We start from the raw sequence: 21,058 nt of genomic DNA on the forward strand, positions 1-21,058 counted from the left end.
TTGACACCCGCAAACAGGCCTGAACGAAAACTGAACGCCTACGCCGGGCCCGGAGCCCCCGGCCGAATCAGCGCCTCGATCTGCGCCGCAGGCACGGGCCGGCTGAAGTAGTACCCTTGCCCGCTCCCGCAGCCCAAGCGAACCAGTTCGGCGGCCTGCTCCGCCGTCTCGATGCCCTCGGCAATCGCCGTGAGCCCGCAGGCATGGATGAGGTGCAGCACCGCCGCGACGAAGTTGCTCTGCTCCTCGTCCGAGCCCAGCCCGGCGATCAGGCTCTTGTCGATTTTGACCACATTGACCGGCAGTTTCCGCAGGTAGCTGATCGATGAATAGCCCGTGCCAAAGTCATCGATTTCGAGCTGCACACCCAAACGCCGCAGCCCGTTCAGGGAGTACTGGTCCACGTCCCCGCCATTGACGGCCATTGACTCCGTGAGCTCGACGATGAGATTGGCCGCGTCCACCCCTGTTTCCTGGAGGATGTCGCGGACGTGGTCGATCAGGTCCAGGTTCTGCAACTCGGTCGTTGAGATGTTAACGCGGACATTGAAGCTGTCGTCGACGTTCAGCTCCTGCTGCCAATGCCGCAGTTGGCGCACAGCGTTCCGCAGGACCCAGTGGCCCAGGTCCACGATCATCCCTGTCTCCTCGGCCAGCGGGATGAAGGAATCGGGCATCAGCAGCCCACGCTCCGGGTGGTTCCAGCGCACCAGCGCTTCAACGCCTTCAATCCTGCCGGTCGCCAGTTCCACCACCGGCTGGTAGTGCAGGGTGAGTTGGTCCTGGCGGATCGCCTCACGCAGTTCGGTGATCATGACGCTCTGGAGCCTGCGGGCGTAGAGCAGTGCCGGTTCGAATACCTTGATACTGCTGTGCGGCTGGGCCTTGGCGGCGTACATCGCCGTATCCGCTTCCATGACCAGATCGTCGACTGACTGCCCTGGCTCCGCGACCCGCAGTCCGATGCTGGTGCCGCAGGTAATGCGCAGGTCCCCGATTTCCAGGCCCTCGCCGAGGGCCTTGAGGATCCTGTTGGCGACCCGGCGGGCCCTCACCAGGTTGGACTTCGGCAGCATCACGGCAAATTCGTCGCCGCCGAGCCGGGCGACGGTGTCCGTGTCGCGGACGGCCTGCTGCAGCCGCCGCGAGATCACCCGGAGGACATCGTCGCCGGCGCTGTGGCCCAGGGTGTCGTTGATGCCCTTGAAGGAATCGAGATCGAGGACCAGCAGTGCCGGCGGCAGTTCGCCCCGGCTCGTCTCCGCAAGGGCATGGCTCAGGACCGAGTTGAGCGCTGTCCTGTTGGCAAGCTGGGTCAGCGGGTCGGTAAGCGCCATCCGTTCGAGCTCGACCTGGGCTTCGCGCAGCATCGCCGTTCGGCTTTCGACGCGTTCCTCGAGCTCCTGGTAAATGGTTTGCAGGTCATCGGCCATCAGGTTGATCCCGGCAATGACCGCGGCGACGTCGTCCCTGGCACCGGAGTGCGGGATTCGGGTCGTCAGGTCGCCGCCGGCGATTCGGACGATGCCTTCGACGAGGGCGTGCAGCCTGGGGTCCGGCGGATCAGTGTTCACTTGTGTAGTGCCTTAACCAGTCGATAGCTTCAGCCTCGGACAGAAAGAACTGCGCCGGGATGGTCTCGGTTTTCGACCGCAACAGGTAGTGCGCGATCACGCGGTCGACGGGACTTTCGCCCACGAGGGCAAAGGCGGACGCAGCGATCGAAGTGCTGTACACCTGCCGCGCCTCGACGCTGACGCCCACCACACCCGTGATGACCAGCAGCACGGGCATGCGCCGGCCGTGGGCCAGGGCGCGGACCGCGGCTCCTGCCACGCGCGCCTCGGGACCCTCGATTTCCTCGTTGGTTGGCAGCACGACTTCGATGATGCCCCCGTCACGCAGACGGACACCGATTGGGACACGCGCGAGGTGCGTCAAACCGACGTCCTGAGCGGCGGCAGGCTCTGCGGAGATGAGTTCGCCGGGTCCGGCCGTGGCCTCGATCGTCATCGGAACTCCGCCCAGCGGCCGGCTGGTACGGCCAGCTCGCCGGCCAGCTCGCCGGCCGGGCCAACGCCGTCGTCGTGGGCATCGAGGCCCGCACAGGCTGTCGCTGCATCAAAACGCGGCAAGACTCGCTGATCAGACATTCGTCCCCCGTCGGACCCCCAAATCGTCCATTCGCCATGCGCTGGAGTCACGACGCGCACGCTGCACCGGAATGATCCGGTGAATGCCCTCATGATAATCGAAGGTGTGACTCCAGTGAGACATAAGACACCCTCCGGCACCCGCGGTGCCCTCCAGATCACGATTCCTGCGGCAGTCGGCGGGCGGCCCCGCCCGCGTGCGCAGCCCTCAGTACCGAACGCTCCCTGCCCACCCGCTGGGCGACCACCAGCCCGACGGCGGCCGTGCCGATCGTGATGGGGTATCCCATCACCCGCTCCAGGGTGCCGGGCTCCGGCACGTCCATCCCGGTCACGCCGCCGGCGACGAGGGCCCCGAGGGACGCCAGGCCACAGGCCAGGATGAGCCAGCTCAGTGCTGTCTGCCGGAGCCAGATCCAGCCCAGCAGCACCAGTGCCACGCCGCCGGCGGCAAAGTACAGGATGGCCCCCACCACGTGCCACACGGAGCCTGCGTCCTCGGGGACCAGCCCCACCAGGACGGTCCCTGCACCGGCGAGGGCGGTGAGGGCGCGCGCAGCCAAGGCCGCCGCCCACGTCGCCCGGCTGGCCGGTGCCAGCGCGAACCGGATGCCGGGCCGCGCCGCCGTGCAGAGCAGCGCCGAACTGAGCAGCAGCGCGCCGACCATCATGCCGATCCCCTGGACCACAAACGAGGCGTTCATCAATACGTGCGCCGGAGAGCAGACGTCCCGTCCGTCGAAAACCCCGCAACCCACGGCTCCAAGGTCGCTGATGTATCCGGTCCGGCGGCTGTACGGCTGCTGCCCGGCCCATGCGCCGATCACGGCCGCCTCCGCCACGAAATACTGCAGCACGCTGAGCAGCGCCAGCGCGCCCGCATAGAACCGGGTGGACGGCAGGGCGGGGATGTAGATGATGTCTCTGGACGGCGAGTCGGCTGCGGCAGGCATGCCAAGAGCGTAGTACGGCCCCTCACCTTGTATGCTTGTATCCGTGTCCGAACGGGCCGGCCCGCGGCCGACCAGCACGGACGCCCGCCCTCGTAGCTCAGTGGATAGAGCACGGCTCTCCTAAAGCCGGTGTCGTTGGTTCGATTCCAATCGAGGGCACTTGAACCCCCAGTCCCCGGACGCCGCTCCGGACTTCGATCTCCGTGCCTACCTGATGGGCAACTGGGCCGTGGAGCGAACCCTGCTGGACAGGTCCACCGGCACCCAGGGGAGCTTCACCGGCGTCGTCCGCTTTACCGCAACGGACGACGACGGCGGACTCCGCTTCCGCGAAGAGGGCACCGTTTCCTGGGCATCCGTCCCTGGCGGACCGGCCGGCACACCGTTCACCGGGACGGCCAGCCGGGAGTATCTGCTCCGGCCCACGGGCGCACCGGACACAATGGACATGTTCTTCCCCGACGGCCGGCCATTCCACCACATGGGCTTCGGCCCGCGGAGCAGCCAGGACCAGCACTGGTGCGACCCGGACAGCTACCGCGTGAGCTACACCAGAACGGGCCCGGACGAATTCCGTTACCAGTGGGATGTCACCGGTCCGGCCAAGGACCAGGTGCTCACCTCGATTCTGCGCCGCACCGCGGACGCCGCTGCATGAACGCGCTCATTGTGGTCTCCGCGGTCTGTGTCTTCGACGAGGCGGGACGCCTGCTGACCGTACGCAAACGGGGCACGGACAAGTTCATGCACCCCGGCGGCAAGCCCGAGGCGGGCGAGACGGCCGCGCAGACGGCTGCGCGGGAGCTGGCGGAGGAAGTCGGGATCGTGCTCCCGGCCGACGAGCTGGTGCTCCTGGGCATCTGGTTCGCGGACGCCGCCAATGAGGCTGCGACGCAGATCCAGGCCACGGTGTTCACAGCCCCGGGGGTCTGGAATGCCCGCCCCTCCGCGGAGATCGCCGAGATCCGCTGGCTGGATCTGGCCGCGGAGCTGCCCGACGATCTCGCCCCGCTGCTCACCGACCACGTCCTGCCCGCCCTGGGGGGCCAGCCGGGTTAGGCCCGGGGACGCTACAGCCCGGGAACAGCCTCTTCGGCCACGGCGCTGGCCTCGGCGAACTGGGTCCGGTACAGCTCCGCGTAGCGGCCCCCGGCGGCCAGCAGCTCGGTGTGCGTTCCGCGCTCCACGATCCGGCCGTCCTCCACCACCAGGATGGCGTCGGCGGCCCGGATCGTCGAAAGCCGGTGGGCAATCACGACGGCGGTGCGCCCCTCGAGCGCGGCGCCGAGGGCCTCCTGGACGGCGGCTTCGTTAGTGGAGTCCAGGGCCGCGGTGGCCTCGTCCAGGATCACGACGCGCGGCTGGGCAATGAGCAGGCGGGCGATGGTGAGGCGCTGGCGTTCGCCGCCCGAGAGGCGGTAGCCGCGCTCCCCCACCACCGTGTTCAGGCCGTCCGGCAGCGACCGGATCATGTCTTCCAGGCGGGCCTGGCGCAACACGTCCCACATGAGCTCGTCGCTGGCATCCGGGCGGGCCAGGCGCAGGTTGGAGGCGATGCTCTCGTGGAACAGGTGCCCGTCCTGTGTCACCATGCCCAGGGTGTGCCGCATGGAATCGAAGGTGAGGTCACGGACATCCACCCCGGTCCCGGGCACGGCTCCGCCGAAGCGCACCGCGCCGGAATCGACGTCGTACAGGCGCGAGAGCAGCTGCGCGATCGTGGACTTGCCGGCGCCCGAGGAGCCCACGAGGGCGACGGTCTGTCCCGGCTCCACCCGGAAGCTGATGCCGTGCAGCACCTCTTCGCCGCCGCGGGTGTCAAGTGTGGAGACGTCCTCCAGCGAGGCGAGCGAGACCTTGTCCGCCGAGGGGTAGGAGAAGCGGACGTCGTCGAATTCCACGGACAGCGGCCCGGCCGGGGAGGACACCGCGTCGGGCTTCTGCTGGATCAGCGGCTTGAGGTCCAGGATTTCGAAGACCCGCTCGAAGCTGACCAGCGCGCTCATGATCTCGACGCGGGCGTTGGAGAGCGCGGTGAGCGGTGCGTAGAGGCGGGTGAGCAGCAGAGCCAGCACGACGACGTCGCCCGCGGCCAGTTGCCCCTGCAGCGCGAGAAAGCCGCCGAGTCCGTAGACCAGGGCCAGTGCCAGCGCCGAGACCAGCGTCAGGGCGGTCACGAAGGTGAACTGCAGCATGGCAGTGCGGACGCCGATGTCCCGGACGCGGCCGGCGCGGACGGCGAATTCCCGGGATTCCTCGTCGGGGCGGCCAAAGAGCTTCACCAGGGTGGCGCCGGGGGCGGAGAACCGCTCGGTCATCTGGGTGCCCATGGACGCGTTGTGCTCCGCGGCTTCGCGGCGCAGGTCGGCGAGCTTGGAGCCCATCCGGCGGGCCGGGATCAGGAAGATCGGCAGCAGGATCATGGCGAGCACGGTGATGAGCCAGGACTTGCCCAGCATCACCACGAGAGTCAGGGCCAGGGCCACAACGTTGCTGACAACACCGGACAGGGTCCCGGCGAAGGCCGACTGCGCGCCGATCACATCATTATTGAGCCGGCTCACGAGCGCCCCGGTGCGGGTGCGGGTGAAGAAGGCGATCGGCATCTTCTGCACGTGGTCGAACACCTTGGTGCGCAGGTCCACGATCACACCTTCGCCGATCGTGGAGGACAGCCAGCGGGTGAGAAGTCCCAGCCCGGCTTCGGCGACCGCCACAATGGCGATCAGCACGGCCAGCCAGACCACGACGTCGGTGCCCGCGCCGGCGATGATCGCGTCCACCACCTGGCCGGCGAGGACCGGGGTGGCGACGGCCAGAACGGCCATCACGATCGAGAGCAGCACGAAGGCGATCAGCCTGCCCTTGTGCGGACGGGCGAAGCTGAACACACGCTTGAGCGTCTCCTTGGAGAACGGTTTCGAGCCGCTCGAGGCGCGCGTGATGTTGTAAAGGGAGCTCCAGGCGACCCGGTCCATGCTCATAAGTTGTTGCCTTTCGGGGCGGTGTGGCCCAGCAGCTCGGTGACGACGCCGTCGTCCACGTTCCAGCGCGCGTCGAGGCGCACGTTTGCCAGCAGCCTGCGGTCGTGCGTGACCAGCAGCAGCGCGCCGTCATAGCTTTCGAGGGCTTCCTCGAGCTGTTCGATCGCCGGAAGATCCAGGTGGTTGGTGGGCTCGTCGAGCACCAGCAGGTTCACGCCGCGGGCCTGCAGCAGGGCCAGCGCCGCCCGGGTCCGCTCCCCCGGCGACAGGGAATCCACCGGGCGGGAGGTGTGGTCTGCCTTGAGACCGAATTTGGCCAGCAGGGTCCGGACTTCCGCCGGGGTCTGGTCCGTCAGTACGGCTTCGACGGCGTCCGCCAGTTTCAGCGGTCCGGCCAGCAGTCCGCGGGCCTGGTCGATCTCGCCGACGGCCACGGAGGCGCCCATGGAGGCGTCGCCGGAATCGGGCCGCTGAAGGCCCAGCAGCAGGCGGAGCAGGGTGGACTTGCCGGCGCCGTTGGGGCCGGTGATGCCAATCCGTTCCCCGGCGTTGAGCTGCAGGTTCACCGGACCCAGGGTGAAGTCCCCCTGGCGGACGACGGCGTCGCGGAGCGTCGCCACAACGGCGCTCGAACGCGGCGCCGCACCGATGCTGAACTGCAGCTGCCATTCCTTGCGGGGTTCCTCGACCTCGTCCAGCCGGGCGATGCGGGATTCCATCTGGCGGACCTTCTGGCCCTGCTTCTCGGAGGACTCGGTGCTGGCCGCGCGCCGGATCTTGTCATTGTCCGGGTTCTTCTTCATGGCGTTGCGGACACCCTGGGAGCTCCACTCGCGCTGGGTGCGGGCTCGGGAGACCAGATCGGCCTTGGTGTTGGCGAACTCCTCGTACCGTTCCCGGGCATGCCGGCGTGCCACGGCCCGTTCCTCGAGGTAGGCCTCGTAACCGCCGTCGTAGACCGCCACGGAGTTTTGCGCCAGGTCCAGTTCCACGATGGTGCTCACACAGCGGGCGAGGAACTCGCGGTCGTGCGAAACCAGCACAACGCCACCGCGGAGTCCCTGGACGAATGCCTCGAGTTTGGCCAGTCCGGTGAGGTCCAGATCGTTCGTGGGCTCGTCCAGGAGCACGATGTCGAAGCGGCTGAGCAGCAGCGCTGCGAGCGCCACGCGGGCAGCCTGGCCGCCGGAGAGCCCGGTCATTTCGGCGTCCTGGCCGACTTCGAGTCCGAGGTCCGCCAGCACGGCCGGGATGCGGTCTTCCAGGTCCGCGGCGCCGGAAGCCATCCAGCGGTCGAACGCGAGCGAGTAGTCGTCGTCGGAGCCCGGGGCGCCGCTGCCGAGGGCCTCCGCTGCGGCTTCCATGTCCAGGGTGGCCTGGGCGCAGCCGGTGCGCCGCGCGATGTAGCCGCTGATCGACTCACCGGCGATCCGTTCGTGTTCCTGGGGCAGCCAGCCAACGAACGCGTCCGCCGGAGCAAGACTGACGGTGCCTTCCTGCGGCTCGTCGACGCCGGCAAGTAGCCGGAGCAGGGTGGATTTGCCCGCGCCATTGGCGCCGACGACGCCGACGACATCGCCCGGCGCGACGGTCAGGGAGAGTTTGGAGAAGAGTGTGCGGTGGTCGTGACCACCGGAGAGGTCCTTGGCGACAAGGGTTGCAGTCATTAGTCCATTCTCTCACCGCGGCCCCATGCGGCCGGCCACAGGGCGGCCCGGGCGGCCACCAGCCCCCGGGCATAAAAGAACCCGCCGGTCCGGACTTGGGGGGTGTACGGACCAGCGGGTTCGAGCATTTAGCATAGTTGAATCAGCTCCTCACGTAAAATCACCACAGTCACTGCTCCTCCGACCTTTAGAAGCCGCACTTCCATTCGACTCTGCAGGAAGCCGTAAATGCCCTTACCCGCCAAGGCGTTTCAACTCTGGCTCCATGTCGTTGCTCCCAGCGCGAGCACAGCCGACATCTGCAGGATCTCCGGGATCAAGCGCACCACGCTCGCCCAGCAGCTGGTTCGCGGCAAGGTCGCGGAAAACACCCTCGTCAGCATCAGCCGGGCCCTGAAGCGCAGCCCCCTGGAAGACCTCGCTTCGTTTGACAGCTATGCGGAACTTGCCGGGCGGCCGCACCAGCCCACTCCCGCCGAACTCGTCAGCCAGATTGCCACCATGGATTTGCTGCAGGCTGTCATTTCCCGCTCGTCCCCGGCATACGGCGGCTACGGAGACGACGGCAGTGCGTTGACGCCGGCACTTGGCCCGGCGCCGCACGCCACCTCGGTCCGGAACTGGGTGGACTCGATCGACGACGGCGAATTGCGGCACCGGGTTTCGGCCGCCACCGGAGTCGCGCCGCAGAACTATTCGGCCCAGTTGACGGCCAACCGGCTCTCCCCCGAGTTGGCGGTCGCGACCGCTCGCGCCGCTGGCGTAGGATTCACGGGCGGTCTCGTCGCTACCGGCTTGATCACCGAAGCCGAGGCCGGCTGGCCTCCGGCGGCCAAGCAGGCTGCCTTGGATGCCCTGTCCGACGGCGAGCTCACGGCGCTGGCCGGCGAACGGTTACAGGCCCTCGGCAAAACCCTGCGCCGCCAGGAACACGAGCACGAACAGACCAAAAAGATATGGGAGAACCTCGGATGATCGCGATCCTGCAGTGGACCACTTTGGCGGTCTGCTCGCTCGCGGCGATCGCGCGGATTCCGAGTGCCCTCCGGGGCGAGAACAGGTCAATATTCGGCGTCTTCCTGCTGTCCACGGTTGCGATTCTGCTCAGCATCGATGTGAGCTATCGGACCGTCGATGCGTGGCTTGGATCCCAGAACTATGCGAATCTGATCCTGCGCTTTGTCGTCTACGGCACCGTGCTGCTGGCCGGATACCGGATCGCCAAAGCCTTCGATGCGCCTAGGAGCATCCGCCTCATCGTTGGACCTGTTGGCAAGGCAGTGCTTGCCGTCATCGGCCTCGCGACGCTGGTCCTCTTCCTGTTGGCCGACACGGCCGGGTCCGCTACGGGGCTGGCCACCCTTCCTGCCCGAAGCCCGGAGAATGCGACGCTCATCGAATTGTATGCAGCGGCCGGCCGCCTGTACCCGGCGTTCGTCGCAACGTGCATTCTCCCTGCCACCTACCTGGCCATCCGCCAACGGCTGCCCAGGGCAATCCTCATCGGAGCGCTGCTGCTGACGGTCGCGTTCGCCGCCATGGCACTAGGCACGTTCTACCCCCTGCTCCCGCGCGAACTCGGGTTCCTGAAAGCCATCATCAACTACACGTCTGTGTTATGCCTTGCACTGGGACTCGCCTTCGTCTGGATCTCCAGCCTGATGGCAAAGCGCGCCGCCCGGTTGGGCCTCGGATGATCGCGATCCTGCAGTGGACCACTTTGGCGGTCTGCGCAGTCCTGGCCGCATTCCGCGTCCCGAGCGCGCTCCGGGGTGAGAACAGGTCGCTTTTCTTCATCTACGCGTTCCTGACGGTGGGTCTCCTCTTGAGCATCCATGCGCCCTACGTGGCTGTTGATCGCATCCTGGGCGGCATGAACCTGACCAACCTGCTGCTGCGCTTCATCGTCTTCGGCGCCGTCTTCGCCCTCGGGCTCAGAATCGCGCGTGGATTCGGCGCCGACGACGCCCTCCGGCTGATCACTGGTCCGCCCGGGATCGCATTTGCGGGAGCGGCATCGGTGGCGGTAGTGGTGGTCTTCCTCATGATGGATACCGCGGGATCGTCCGCCGGCATGATGGCGGTATACGACAAAGATGCACGCAACGCGGCGCTCGTGGAATACTACGGAGCCGCCGGACGCCTCTATCCGGCGTATATCATGCTGGCCCTCCTGCCGGCCATGGTGAGGGCTGTGCGCAGCAGGCTACCGGTCCTCGTGCGGCTCAGCGCTGCCTTGCTGGCCGCTGGTTCCATGTCCATGACACTGAGCCTGTCGTCCCCAATAATTCCTGCGCCACTGGCCCAGCTGCGCTTCATCTTCAACTACACCGCCGTTCTGTGCTTGCTGGCCGGTCTTGCCATGATCTGGGTGTCGAAGGCAACAGCCAAGAGGACGCAGAAGTTGCGTTCTGACGGCACCGGGTAGCCACCGTAAACTGGGCCGGGGAGCTACTTGGAGAACCTCGATAATGGAAACACTGGAATGGGCGACACTGCTGGTGTGCTGCGCGGCGCTTCTCCTGCGTGTGCCGGACGCCGTGCGGGGCCGGAACAGAACCGTCTTCGGAATCCTCGGCCTGGCCACCTTGTGCAGTGTGCTCGCCGTCTCCGATCTCTACGCAGCGATTGACGCCGTCCTGGGCGGCTGGGACCTCACGAGCCTGATCCTGCGCTATCTCGTCTTCGCCACCGTCCTCCTGGTCGGCCTCCGTGTCACAACGGGTCTCGCCGCAGCCGAAGCCCACCAACTCATTGCCGGAGGAATCGGGCGTTGGGCCTTGGCTGCCTGGCTGTGACGGTGGCCTTCTTTCTGATGGCCGGCTCCGGGCAGCCGGCCGGGCTGCACATGCAGGCGGCGGGCGGTGCAGGGAACGCTGACCTGGCGGCCTATTTCACGGCTGCCGGCCGCACGTATCCCGCCTTCGTCTCGCTCGTCCTGGTGGCTCCGCTGCTGGCAGCCGTCAGGAGCCAGCTGCCGCGCCTGGTCCGGGCCGGCGCCCTGCTGGTCCTGCTCGGCGCGGTCTTCGCGGCCGCGAGCCTTCCGGCCGCGCTGGCTCCGGCCGGCTGGGCTGTCGCGCAGCATTTGGTCAACTACGCAGCGGTCCTGGGCTATGTCGTGGGGCTCGCCGTGTTCTGGTTTTCCGGCCTGATCGCGAACCCTTCAGGTAACGCTAGGGCAACATTACGTCAGAACCGCAGCTAGGCATTCACAAAATCATTAGACCGTGAGAGAATCATGAATGTGTGAAAGCGGCAATCGCTTCGTGAACGGGGACAATCCGTGCGGAGCCGAGGCAGCCGCCCAAGCGCCATTGGGGGGATGAGTGGTAGCGGTCCGGTTGGACCGCTCCCACTCAGCCTGTTTAACGTCCTTTTCGCGCCCGGCCTGCGGCTCTGCGGCAATTCTCTCCGCCGGTTCGCCCCGGCCGGGAGCCCCGGCCGGGAGCCGGGCGTCAGCGGACGAACCGCAGGGTCACCAGCTGGAAGGGCCGGAGCGCCAGTTCCGCCGAGTCCCCCGCCGGTGTCACGCCCGGCGCACCCGCAGGCCGTTCCAGCAGGTCCACCGTATGGACGCCGCTGACGGCAAAGCCGGCGGTCACGGTCCCCGCGGACCGCTCCCCCAGCGATTCGTAGACCCGGACGATCACGTCGCCGGAGCCGTCCTCGGCGAGTTTCAGGCCTTCAACGACCAGGGCCGGGTTGGACACGGTAATGAGCGGCTGAACACCGTGGGCGCCCTTGACGATTCGCGCCGCCAGGTTCGTGCGGTAGCCCTCTTCGACGGCGTCGGCGATGCTGGCGCCGGGCCGGATAGTGACGTTCAATTCGTGCCGGCCGCGGTCCGCCGCGGGGTCCGGGAACTTGGGCGCGCGCAGCAGCGAGAGTCGCACGGTGGTGGTCGTTCCGCCGTCGTCCTCCCGGATATTCCGGGAGACATCATGGCCGTACGTGGACGAGTTGGAAACCGCCACCCCGTAGCCGGGCTCGGCGACGTGGATCCACCGGTGGGCGCAGATCTCGAACTTCGCGGTTTCCCAGGAGGTGTTGAGGTGGGTCGGCCGGAACACATGCCCGAACTGGGTCTCCGACGCTGACCGGTCCGCCCGGACGTCGAGCGCGAACCCGAGCTTGAGCAGCTTTTCGCTTTCCTGCCAGTCAACCGCCGTCGAAATCGTCAAGGAGCCGGCGCCCGCCTCCAGCGAGATGCGCTGGGTGACAGCGGAGGACCCTGCCAGCCGCTTCACCACGACGACGGCGTCCCTGCCACGGGGTTCCGCCGTCAGGGAGAGCGCGCCGGTCAGGCGGACGACATTGCGGCGGTAAAAGGCGTCAATGTCCCAGGCATCCCATTCGTTGGGGGTGTCCCGGTGCAGCTCGAGCAGGTTACCGAACTGCCCGGGGGCGATTGCGTTACGTCCGCTCGCGTAGTCGGCCAGGGATTCCAGCAGGCCGTCGGCGTTGATGACGGCGCGGATGATCCCGTTGTCCAGGATGTAGCCGCCCCCGGCTTCGGTGAGCAGCACTGGCTGCCCGGCGGGGACCGGCTCGGCTGCGGCCAGCGCGGGGACGCCATGGCGCCGGTGCGGAGCGGCGTTGAGCAGGAAGCCAGTGTCCCCGGCGCCCAGCACCGCGCGGGCGGCATCGGCGATGATCGCTTCAAGCTGCCGACCGACGGCGGCGTAGTTACGCTCGGCGTCCTGGTGCACCCAGGCTATGGAGCTGCCCGGGAGAATGTCGTGAAATTGCTGCAGCAACACCAAACGCCAGAGACGCTTGAGCTCGGCCGCGGGGTAACTGTATCCGGTGCGCACGGCGGCCGTGGCACACCAGAGCTCGGCTTCGCGGAGCAGGTGTTCGCTGCGCCGGTTGCCCAGTTTGGTCTTGGCCTGGCTCGTGTACGTGCCGCGGTGCAGTTCGAGGTACATCTCACCGGCCCAGACCGGAAGTGCCTCGTACTCGGCCTGGGCCCGGGCGAAGAAGCTGGGGGCTGAGCCGACTTCCACTCTCGGCGATCCCTCAAGGTCCGCGGTGCGGCGCGCCGCCGCCAGCATCTCGCGGGTGGGGCCGCCACCGCCGTCGCCGTAGCCGAAAGGGACCAGCGAGACGGTGCCCCGGCCATGGTCCCGGTAATTCCGCTCGGCGTGGGCCAGTTCCCGGCCGCTGAGTTCCGAGCTGTAGCTATCCACCGGAGGGAAATGCGTGAAAAGCCGGGTGCCGTCGATCCCCTCCCAATTGAAGGAGTGATGCGGCATCCGGTTGACCTGGTTCCAGGAGATCTTCTGGGTCAGGAACCACTTGCTGCCCGCGGCCTTGACGATCTGCGGCATGGCCGCGGAATAGCCGAAGGTATCCGGAAGCCATGCTTCCTCGCATTCCACTCCGAACTCGGCCAGGAAAAAACTCTTTCCCTCCAGGAACTGGCGGGCCATGGCCTCCCCGCCGGGCATGTTGGTGTCCGCTTCGACCCACATACCGCCCACGGGGACGAACTGGCCGGTCTTGACCTTCTCCTTGATCCGCCCGAAGAGCTCCGGATACAGCTCCTTGGTCCAGGCGAGCTGCTGGGCTGAGGAGCAGGAAAACACGAACCCGGGATCCTCGTCCATCAGGGCCACGACGTTGGAGAAGGTGCGGGCGCATTTGCGGATGGTCTCGCGGACGGGCCAGAGCCAGGCGGAGTCGATGTGCGCGTGCCCCGTGGCGAGCAGGTGGTGGGCGGAGGCGTACGCCGGCCGGGCCAGGACCCCGGCCAGGGCCCCGCGCCCCGCTGCTGCCGTACCCGGTACGTCATCGGGATCCATCACGTCCAGCATCCGTTCCAGCGCGCGCAGGATTTCGTGGCGGCGGGGCAGCTCCATCGGCAGTTCGTGCATCAGGCCGTTGAGGGTCCAGATGTCCTGCTGCAGCTCCCAGACCGTCTGGTTAAGTTCCGCGATGACGATGCGGCCGAGCCGGTATTTCGGCTCGCTGCCCGCGGTCGCCTTGTCGCCATAAGGGGTGGCCGCGAAGGTCCATCCCTGCGACAGATCGGGATTGGCGGCCGCCTCAACGTAGAAGTCGACGGCCATCCCGCTGCCCAGGAGCTTCAGCGGAATGTACTGGTTCCGCGGGGAGATGGCCTTGACGATGGTCCCGTCCGGCCGCCAGGCGATTCCTTCGCACTGAAACCCGGGAAGGTCGCTGCTGAAGCCCAGGTCCACAATGACTTCCACCGAGGTGTCCCCCGCCGTGCCCCAGCCGTCCGGGACCTGCCCCTGCAGCCGCAGCCACTTGGTGCTCCACGGCCGTCCCCAGACCGCGCCGTGCTCCTGCGGCGTGAACTGCTGCCGGAGGGCGTCCATGGCCGGGACCGGCTCGTCCGGGACATCCCAGCTGCTCAAAGCGAGCGGCACGCTGCGCGGATAGACCGCGGGGACGATGCGTTCGCGCACAAAGCGGTCCAGCCGGACTTCCGTGAGACGGCGGTCGTCGTGCAATGTGATCCTCTTAGCGCTGCGTGGATGACGCTGAAATGCATCCAATCGATGGATAAAACTTACTTCGCCGCCGGCCCCCAGCCAAGTGGCAGTCTCCGAAAGACTATCCGTCCGAGGGTACGGGCATACCCACCCTGCCGGCTCCGGCGTACACGTTCAGCGACGTGCCGCGGCTGAAGCCGGCCAGCGTCATGCCGCTGGCCTCGGCCAGCTCGACCGCCAGGCTCGACGGCGCGCTGACCGCGGCGAGGACGGGAATACCGGCCAGGGCGGCCTTCTGCACCAGTTCGAACGAGGCGCGGCCGGAGACCTGGAGCACGGTTCCGCGCAGTGGGAGCATGCCCTCGCGGAGGGCCCAGCCAACCACCTTGTCCACGGCATTGTGGCGCCCCACGTCCTCGCGCAGGCACAGCAGCTCCGCGGAGCCGTCGGCGGCGATCCGGAACAGGCCGGCGGCGTGCACGCCGCCGGTGACGTCGAAGACGGCCTGGGCTTCCCGCAACTGGTCCGGAAGGGACGCGAGCGTGGCCACGGGCACCGTCAGCGGGTCGTCGGCGGGACTGAAATGCGAGGACTTGTGCACGGCCTCAATGGAATCCGTGCCGCAGATCCCGCATGAGCTGGAGGTATACACGTTCCGCCCGGTGTCCGGGCGGACGACGTCGGGCCTCAGCTGGGCTTCGACGACGTTGAACGTCTGGACGCCGTCCTCGTCTTCCCCGGCGCAGAAGCGCAGCGAGACGAGCTGCTCGGGACTCCAGATCACGCCTTCGGAGACGAGGAACCCCGCCACGAGGTCAAAGTCGTTCCCCGGCGTCCGCATGGTGACCGAGAAGGACAGGCTGCCGATCCGGATCTCCAGCGGCTCCTCGACGGCGAGCACGTCCTCCCTGTGCCGGACCGGGAATTCGAGGGCCTGGGGCGATCCGTCCAGGACATATTTGTGCACCTTGCGGCGCTGCGTGACGCGGCCCATCAGGTACTCCTAACCAACATAGCTCCATCATGGCAAGCACTGGGCCGGGTAGCCAGCGCGGGTTCGGGACCGGGCGTCAGCCCAGCAGTTCACTCCAGTCCACAGGCCCGCCGGAACCGGCAGGCTTACGGGCGGGCCGTTTGGGGGCGGGCTTGTCTTTCGGCACCGCCAGTTCCGGAAGGGGCCTGCCCCAGGGCAGGGCGAAGGCCGGGACGGTTTCCCCGAGCTGCACGCCATGCGGCGGGACCACCAGGACGCCGTCGGCCGCGGCCAGCCCGCGCATCATGCCCGGGCCGGTGTGCTGCGCCGGAGACGCCATGCCGTAGACGAGCCGGAAGGGCATCAGCCGGGTCCGGCCGGGGTCAGGGTCAATCATGGAGCCGCAGGGCACCTCGGTGACGGCCGGCAGGGGCTGGTGCCCCAGCGCCGCCAGAAGCGGGCCGCCGATGGTTGACAGTGCCATCATGGCCGCGAGCGGGTTGCCCGGCAGCCCGATGATGAACCTGCCGTCCGGCAGGTCGGCCAGCACGGCAGGATGGCCGGGCCGCATGGCGATGCCGTCGATCAGCAACCGGCCGCCGAGTTCGGCCACGGAACGCCGCAGGTGGTCGGTGCCGGACCGGCCGGTGCCACCCGTGGTGATGACGACGTCGGCGGGCAACGGTTCGGCGCCGGGGCGCGCGGGAGGCTGCGGCACGGCAGCTGCCCCGGCTTCCGCCCCCGGGTCGGTGTCCTCGAGCGCGGTGAGCCATTCAGCGTAGCTGTCGCCGATTTTCGTTTCGCCGGCGCAGATCCCGCCGAGCATTTCCACGACGCCGGCGAGCTGGGGGCCGAAGGTGTCGCGCACCTCCCCCGGCCGGGGGATCCCGGCAGTGATGACTTCCGAGCCGGTGAACACCAGCCGGACCACGGCTTTGCCCAGGACCGGAAGGGTGTCGTGGCCGGCGAGGGCCGCGAGGGCAAGGTGGGCGGGGTTGAGCACGGTGCCGCCCTTGATCAGCACCTCGCCGGCGGCGGCTTCCTCCGCGGCTTTCCTGATGTGCTCGCCGTTCCGCGGCTCGCCGGGCTTCGCGCCGCCGCCGAGCTGCAGGACCGGCAGCCCGTCCTCGTCGGCGGCGATGGTGCCGCTTTCGCTCCGCAGCACGGCCTTCGCCCCGGGCGGAATCAGCCCGCCGGTGACGATCGGGCTCCCCTGGTGCGGAGCCAGCCGCTGGCCGGGTTCCGCGAGGATCCACGGTCCGCTGCCGTTGACAGCCCAGCCATCCATGGCGGACGAGGCGTAGTGCGGCATGTCCACGAGCGCTTCCGCGTCGGCGGCGAGTTTCCGGCCCAGCCCGTCGCGAAGGAGCACGGGGGCGGCGGGGATGGGGGTCGCGCAGTCGAAGGCGAGCTGCCGGGCTTCCTGCCAGGTGTGCGCCAGGTGCCGATGGGGCGCAGGCTCATCCTCCGTGGCAGCTGCACTGCCGTGAGGGGGTTCAGGTGTCATGCCCCGGAGGCTTCGCTGGCTGCGTAGTCCTTGGCCAGTTTGCGGGCAACACCCATCGCGGCCTGCATCGAGACGGCATCCGTGGCCTGGCCGGAGCCCGAGGCCAGGCCCGCCGCAAAGCCGGCAATAAACGTGGTCAAAGGCGCGGCCGGGCGCACCACGGAGTGCGCCGCCACCCCGGCCAGGGCCAGGACTTCGTTGACGTCAACCTCGACGTCTTCCAGTTCCAGCGCCTGAAGCAGGGCACGGCACCAGTCTTCGAGTGTTTCATCCTGGCTTTTCACCGTTTGCCTCCAAAGTCGAGTTCAGCCGGGGATCCCCGGGCCTTGTGCCTGGTCCATGGCTGTCGCGGTGATGGCCGTCGAAGCCCTGGCCGTCAGGCGGCCCGGTCACCCCTAACGCGGAGGCATCGTCCCAGGTATCCACGTCATCCGTGGACCCCCTGGGGACGCTGACTTCCCGCACCTCCAGCCTAGCAAGAAGGGCGAATACCGAGGCATTTTCGAGCGCGCCGCGCTGCCTGGCGTCGGCCACACTGTGTTGTAGCGCAGCCGTGCTATAAAGCCCGACCAGCGGTTGCCGGCGGCCATCAGCAGACACTGCCATCAGCCCGTCGCCCGGAGCGGCTTCCGCAGCGGCTGCCAGCAGCGTTCCGACGGCGGCGTCCGCCCGGGGCATGTCGACGGCGAGGACCAGGGTCAACGCTGCCGCGGCGGGGTGGCGGGGGTCACGGCTGCGGTGCCGGTCCAACGCGGAGAGTCCCGCGGCGAGGGCTGCGGCGGGGCCGGCAAAGGCTGGTTCCTCCCGGCAGCTCAGCACGCCCTCGGGCAGGGTTCCCGGATCAGGCCCGACAACGGCGACCGCGGCCGCGCCGCGCGCGGCCTGCAGGGCGCGCTCCAGGAGGGTGGCGCCGTCGTGCATCAGTCCGGTTTTGGGCACACCTCCCAGCCGGGACGACCGGCCCCCGGAAAGAATGACAGCGTCGAATTCCACCGGCCCAGCCTAACTGGCCATTGGTCCTGTCCTGGCGCAGCGGGCGGGCCGCGCCGTTTCAGGCAGCGGATTCCGGCAGGAGGAAAGGATCCCAGGCCGGTGTCGGCTTCTCGAGCTCCTTGATCTGCCAGGTCGTGCCCTTGGGCGGCGCGGGGCTGAAGCCGAGCTTCCACCCCATTTCCCCCGGGGTGTGGTCGCCTTTGGCGTTGTTGCACCGCAGGCAGGCAGCGACGAGGTTTTCCCAAGAATCCGCGCCGCCCCTGGATTTGGGCTGAACATGATCGATGGTGTGGGCGGCTTTGCCACAATAGGCGCAGCGGTGTGCATCCCGGCGGAGCACCCCGCGGCGGCTGACGGCCGTCACGGTGTTGTACCGGGGCCTGATGTAGCGATTCAGGAGAATCACCGACGGCCGGCCCAGGACGTCCTGCGGACCGACGACGGGATCGTCGCCTTCCGCCACGACACTGGCCTTTCCAGTCAGCACAAGGACGAGCGCCCGGCGGAAGGTCACAACCGCCAGCGGTTCATATCCAGCATTCAGAACGAGAGTGCGCATCCGCATACCTCTTCACGGCCGCACCCGCCAGGGGCACGAGGGCCGGCTGCCCTCTGCATGGTCGGGCTATGGATCGACAAAACAAGAGTAAACATGGAGATGCCAATTCACCGAATCTTTTTTGCCCGCCCCGCCCGTATCCGCTGAAGTTCACGTCTTGGCAACGCAAAGGACCCCCGCCGGATTGCGGGGGTCCTTGGTGTTGCTAGCTGTTGCTGTCTTAGCCGCCGACGCGGATGAAGACCGGGCCGGAGCCGACGTTGACGCTCTGCAGGGAGGTGGTTCCACCGTTCCAGCCGCCGTGGACGGCCTTGCCGCCGCCGACGTAAACAGCGATGTGGGCCAGACCCGATCCGCCGTTCTGGTAGTAGGCGAGGTCGCCCGGCTGTGCCTCGGCGGCGCTCACGGTGCGGCCGAGGGACAGGTAACCTGCCGGCCAGCCGTGGTAGTTGATGCCCGCAGCAGCCAGCGAGTTCGTGGCGAGGGCGGTGCAGTCCTGGCCGACGCCGAGCTGGGCGTAGGCGGCAGCGGCGATCGTGGCGCCCATGCCGCTGGCGACGGCCGGAGCCTTGGTGCTGGCAGCGGTGGTGGTGGCGGCCGTCGTGGCGGTGGCGCCGACCTTGGTGCTGGCGGTCCTGGCCGTGTTGCCGGCGTCGGCCGTGGAAGTCTCCTGGACCTTCACAACAGGCTTCGGGGCCTCAACGACGGGTGCCGGGGTGGTGGTGACGGCCGGCTTCTCGAAGGAGATCGCGATGGTCGAAGCAGCCGAGATGGTCGCGGGGGCGGCCGACTGGACTTCGAGGGTGGAAGCGGAGGTGGACTCGCGCTGAACGTTGGCCTCAGCAGCGTTGGCTGCGATTCCACTGGTCAGGACGAGGCCGGAGGCAGCAGCGATAACTGCGGCCTGGCGACCCATGCCACCGGCGTTGTCGCCGACGGTCTTGGCAATGACGGCCAGCGAGTTGGTCTTGGTGACCTCGGCGCGGTGCCGTGCGTTTGCACGAGTAGTCATTAAGTTCTCTCTTTCGTGATCCTGGGTCCGCGCTTTTTGGGCGCGGGCTGAGGACGCTCCGGCATCTTGGGGGTACGCCGGATCGCCCCGAAATGGGTTACTTAGCGAAGGGTGTACTGCGAAGACGCGCCAAAAGCGGGAACTGCTTGCAGGTGCATGGCCTGCGGGCCGGACTCAGCAGAGATTGAGTCGGCGGTGTGAGATCCGTTCCGGGCGCCGGCAAGGGCAGCACGGAGGTTGGATTTCAGCGGGCTCGTTAGAGCCGCGCAAGCGCGGTTAAGCGCAGCATTGTGGCGTGAAGACACGAAAGTAGCCTCTCCCAATGCCTGCGAGGTGAGCTGTCGGATTCGGATGGGAGTCACCCGGCCGCGCTGCTTCCTGGGAAGCTTTGCGACTTAACCCCAAGGCCTTCTTTCGAAGGCCAAAATTGGTTCCCCCGCCCCTGCCAGACGATGTAATGCGAACGGACCTTGAGCGGTGGCAGAGCTAGGCAATCCACTCAAGAGCGCCAACTTCGGAAAAGTTGGCGTAGGTCAAACGGTACAGCAGTTGGGGCTCAATGTCACATTCAGATCACGGCGTGTCACAAGAATGCGAGAGCGTCCCATCAGCTCGGTTAGAGCCAGCCGGTCGGATCGACGACTTCGCCGTTGATCATGACCTCAAAGTGAAGGTGGCAGCCCGTGGAGGCGCCGGTGGTGCCGCTCATCGCCACAACAGCGCCGCGGGTGACCTGCTGGCCCACCTTGACGCTGGCTGAGGACAAGTGGTTGTAAGTGGTCTCCAGGCCGTTGCCGTGGTCGATCACCACGCGGTTTCCGCCGCCGTGGGGATGCCATCCGGTGAAGGTCACGGTGCCGCTGGCGGCCGCAAGGACCGCGGTGCCGCACTGTACGGAATAGTCCTGGCCGCGGTGGAACTCCCCGGAGCCGCCAGTAATGGGGCTGACGCGGTAGCCGAAGGGCGACGAGGAATTCATTTGAACCAGGGGCGCCCCGAGGCTGCCGGAGGAGGCGGCGCGGGTAATGGAACCAGCGGACTGGGCGCTCAGCAGCTGCTTGAGCTTGCCGTCCGGGTCACCCTGGGTGGTGACGGCGGTGCGGTTGAAGTCAATTTTGGCCTCGGCGGCGGTGACATCCGGCTGGACCGCGGCAGAGACGGATCCGGCGGAGGTCCCGGCGTCGGTGGCCAGGACGGGACCCGTGGCGGGGACGGTGACGGTAAGGACCAGTCCCGTGGCAGCCAGTGCAATGCCGGCCTTTTGGCCGACGCCGCTGGCCGCGGCGAAGTCAGTCACCTGGCGGAACGGGCTGCGGCGGCCCCGGCGCTCATCACGGTGTGCGTCGCGTGGGCGCTCTGCCGTGACGGCGACGGCCGGACGCGGCTCCGGCGCGGGACCGTGCGCACGACGGCGGCCCCTGGTGGTCTGGATGGTCAAGAACGGTTCCTCTCTGGAGAGCCTGCGAAGTTAGCTGTCGGATTCGGGTCAGAGAGATCAAAGACCCGGTCCGCCGTGGCAAGCATCCAGGCACAGAGGCATCAAGGAACTTCCCTGCTGGAGAGTGCTTGCCGCTGACGGACTTCACCCCAAGGCTGTCGAACAGCCGGAAGTGGTTCCCCCGCCCCTGCCAGAAGGTGGTTCTGCGTCTGATCCGCTGGCAGAGCTCGGCTCGGATCAGATAACGCTTTGGTATCGGTACTAGTGATCCACTATAGGGGATTAAGCCGTGCAGTAATAAATCCGTTACCGACCTGTGCACAACTCATGGGTGGTCCCACGAGTTGCCGGTGAGCTG

Annotated in this window: 21 protein-coding genes, 1 tRNA gene and 2 riboswitches; of the genes, 8 read left to right on the top strand and 14 right to left on the bottom strand. The window is 67.6% G+C overall.

What is annotated here, in order from left to right; all coding sequences use genetic code 11:
* Nucleotides 1-38: 38 nt before the first annotated feature.
* The 4 genes from ABIB29_RS09965 to ABIB29_RS09980 all read right to left on the bottom strand — a co-directional run bounded on the left by ABIB29_RS09965 (nt 39) and on the right by ABIB29_RS09980 (nt 3,106).
* On the bottom strand, nt 39-1,574 hold the full coding sequence (locus ABIB29_RS09965) for a putative bifunctional diguanylate cyclase/phosphodiesterase (RefSeq protein WP_354172339.1): 1,536 nt from the start codon (nt 1,572-1,574) through the stop codon (nt 39-41).
* The gene (locus tag ABIB29_RS09970; RefSeq protein WP_354172341.1) at nt 1,564-2,013 is read right to left on the bottom strand and encodes a DUF7793 family protein; all 450 of its coding nucleotides are present in this window, start codon (nt 2,011-2,013) and stop codon (nt 1,564-1,566) included. The genes ABIB29_RS09965 and ABIB29_RS09970 overlap by 11 nt, the downstream gene beginning before the upstream one ends.
* Nucleotides 2,010-2,153 (bottom strand): hypothetical protein, encoded by a 144-nt coding sequence (locus ABIB29_RS09975; protein WP_354172342.1) that lies wholly within the window; start codon nt 2,151-2,153, stop codon nt 2,010-2,012. Before ABIB29_RS09975 ends, ABIB29_RS09970 begins: the two co-directional genes overlap by 4 nt.
* Nucleotides 2,154-2,311: 158 nt before the next feature.
* The gene (locus ABIB29_RS09980; RefSeq protein ID WP_354172344.1) at nt 2,312-3,106 is read right to left on the bottom strand and encodes a DUF998 domain-containing protein; all 795 of its coding nucleotides are present in this window, start codon (nt 3,104-3,106) and stop codon (nt 2,312-2,314) included.
* A gap of 86 nt (nt 3,107-3,192) precedes the next feature.
* Between ABIB29_RS09980 and ABIB29_RS09985 the strand changes: the two genes are divergently transcribed.
* From ABIB29_RS09985 to ABIB29_RS09995, 3 genes are all read left to right on the top strand, one after another.
* Nucleotides 3,193-3,265 (top strand) — tRNA-Arg (locus ABIB29_RS09985).
* 1 nt (nt 3,266) lies between these two features.
* Nucleotides 3,267-3,764 (top strand): DUF6314 family protein, encoded by a 498-nt coding sequence (locus tag ABIB29_RS09990; protein WP_502915587.1) that lies wholly within the window; start codon nt 3,267-3,269, stop codon nt 3,762-3,764.
* Nucleotides 3,761-4,165 carry an NUDIX hydrolase gene (locus ABIB29_RS09995; RefSeq protein ID WP_354172345.1) on the top strand — a complete coding sequence of 135 codons (405 nt, stop codon included), beginning with the start codon at nt 3,761-3,763 and terminating at the stop codon, nt 4,163-4,165. The genes ABIB29_RS09990 and ABIB29_RS09995 overlap by 4 nt, the downstream gene beginning before the upstream one ends.
* An 11-nt stretch (nt 4,166-4,176) precedes the next feature.
* On the opposite strand, the gene ABIB29_RS10000 is transcribed toward ABIB29_RS09995, so the two are convergent.
* Both ABIB29_RS10000 and ABIB29_RS10005 read right to left on the bottom strand, forming a co-directional pair.
* The gene (locus ABIB29_RS10000) at nt 4,177-6,090 is read right to left on the bottom strand and encodes an ABC transporter ATP-binding protein (RefSeq protein WP_354172347.1); all 1,914 of its coding nucleotides are present in this window, start codon (nt 6,088-6,090) and stop codon (nt 4,177-4,179) included.
* Nucleotides 6,087-7,757 carry an ABC-F family ATP-binding cassette domain-containing protein gene (locus ABIB29_RS10005; RefSeq protein ID WP_354172348.1) on the bottom strand — a complete coding sequence of 557 codons (1,671 nt, stop codon included), beginning with the start codon at nt 7,755-7,757 and terminating at the stop codon, nt 6,087-6,089. The genes ABIB29_RS10000 and ABIB29_RS10005 overlap by 4 nt, the downstream gene beginning before the upstream one ends.
* Before the next feature lie 228 nt (nt 7,758-7,985).
* Between ABIB29_RS10005 and ABIB29_RS10010 the strand changes: the two genes are divergently transcribed.
* The 5 genes from ABIB29_RS10010 to ABIB29_RS10030 are packed head-to-tail and all read left to right on the top strand — an operon-like array spanning nt 7,986 to nt 10,962.
* Nucleotides 7,986-8,732 carry a hypothetical protein gene (locus ABIB29_RS10010; protein ID WP_354172349.1) on the top strand — a complete coding sequence of 249 codons (747 nt, stop codon included), beginning with the start codon at nt 7,986-7,988 and terminating at the stop codon, nt 8,730-8,732.
* Nucleotides 8,729-9,454, top strand: a complete 726-nt coding sequence (locus ABIB29_RS10015; protein WP_354172350.1) for a hypothetical protein — start codon at nt 8,729-8,731, stop codon at nt 9,452-9,454. The genes ABIB29_RS10010 and ABIB29_RS10015 overlap by 4 nt, the downstream gene beginning before the upstream one ends.
* The gene (locus ABIB29_RS10020; RefSeq protein WP_354172352.1) at nt 9,451-10,185 is read left to right on the top strand and encodes a hypothetical protein; all 735 of its coding nucleotides are present in this window, start codon (nt 9,451-9,453) and stop codon (nt 10,183-10,185) included. The genes ABIB29_RS10015 and ABIB29_RS10020 overlap by 4 nt, the downstream gene beginning before the upstream one ends.
* A 43-nt stretch (nt 10,186-10,228) precedes the next feature.
* Nucleotides 10,229-10,555 carry a hypothetical protein gene (locus ABIB29_RS10025; protein WP_354172354.1) on the top strand — a complete coding sequence of 109 codons (327 nt, stop codon included), beginning with the start codon at nt 10,229-10,231 and terminating at the stop codon, nt 10,553-10,555.
* Nucleotides 10,556-10,557: 2 nt separating this feature from the next.
* Nucleotides 10,558-10,962 (top strand): hypothetical protein, encoded by a 405-nt coding sequence (locus ABIB29_RS10030; protein WP_354172356.1) that lies wholly within the window; start codon nt 10,558-10,560, stop codon nt 10,960-10,962.
* 250 nt (nt 10,963-11,212) lie between these two features.
* On the opposite strand, the gene ABIB29_RS10035 is transcribed toward ABIB29_RS10030, so the two are convergent.
* From ABIB29_RS10035 to ABIB29_RS10070, 8 genes are all read right to left on the bottom strand, one after another.
* Nucleotides 11,213-14,236, bottom strand: coding sequence for an alpha-mannosidase (locus ABIB29_RS10035; protein WP_354172358.1), 3,024 nt, complete (start codon nt 14,234-14,236; stop codon nt 11,213-11,215).
* Nucleotides 14,237-14,339: 103 nt separating this feature from the next.
* Nucleotides 14,340-15,212: a formate dehydrogenase accessory sulfurtransferase FdhD gene (gene fdhD, locus ABIB29_RS10040; protein WP_354172360.1), complete on the bottom strand. Its 873-nt coding sequence runs from the start codon at nt 15,210-15,212 to the stop codon at nt 14,340-14,342.
* A 76-nt stretch (nt 15,213-15,288) separates the two neighbouring features.
* Nucleotides 15,289-16,698, bottom strand: a complete 1,410-nt coding sequence (locus ABIB29_RS10045; RefSeq protein ID WP_354172361.1) for a molybdopterin-binding protein — start codon at nt 16,696-16,698, stop codon at nt 15,289-15,291.
* The gene (locus ABIB29_RS10050) at nt 16,695-16,982 is read right to left on the bottom strand and encodes a DUF6457 domain-containing protein (RefSeq protein ID WP_354172363.1); all 288 of its coding nucleotides are present in this window, start codon (nt 16,980-16,982) and stop codon (nt 16,695-16,697) included. The genes ABIB29_RS10045 and ABIB29_RS10050 overlap by 4 nt, the downstream gene beginning before the upstream one ends.
* Nucleotides 16,966-17,691 carry an NTP transferase domain-containing protein gene (locus ABIB29_RS10055; RefSeq protein WP_354172365.1) on the bottom strand — a complete coding sequence of 242 codons (726 nt, stop codon included), beginning with the start codon at nt 17,689-17,691 and terminating at the stop codon, nt 16,966-16,968. Before ABIB29_RS10055 ends, ABIB29_RS10050 begins: the two co-directional genes overlap by 17 nt.
* 58 nt (nt 17,692-17,749) lie before the next feature.
* On the bottom strand, nt 17,750-18,250 hold the full coding sequence (locus tag ABIB29_RS10060; protein ID WP_354172366.1) for an HNH endonuclease: 501 nt from the start codon (nt 18,248-18,250) through the stop codon (nt 17,750-17,752).
* Nucleotides 18,251-18,470: 220 nt separating this feature from the next.
* Nucleotides 18,471-19,262 (bottom strand): NlpC/P60 family protein, encoded by a 792-nt coding sequence (locus ABIB29_RS10065; protein WP_354172367.1) that lies wholly within the window; start codon nt 19,260-19,262, stop codon nt 18,471-18,473.
* A gap of 309 nt (nt 19,263-19,571) precedes the next feature.
* Nucleotides 19,572-19,741, bottom strand: a riboswitch (cyclic di-AMP (ydaO/yuaA leader).
* Between the two features lie 137 nt (nt 19,742-19,878).
* Nucleotides 19,879-20,700, bottom strand: a complete 822-nt coding sequence (locus ABIB29_RS10070) for a M23 family metallopeptidase (protein WP_354172369.1) — start codon at nt 20,698-20,700, stop codon at nt 19,879-19,881.
* A 4-nt stretch (nt 20,701-20,704) separates the two neighbouring features.
* A riboswitch (cyclic di-AMP (ydaO/yuaA leader) is annotated at nt 20,705-20,913 on the bottom strand.
* Nucleotides 20,914-21,058 lie beyond the last annotated feature (145 nt).

Source organism: Arthrobacter sp. UYEF36 (genome assembly GCF_040547025.1).
GTDB lineage: Bacteria > Actinomycetota > Actinomycetes > Actinomycetales > Micrococcaceae > Arthrobacter.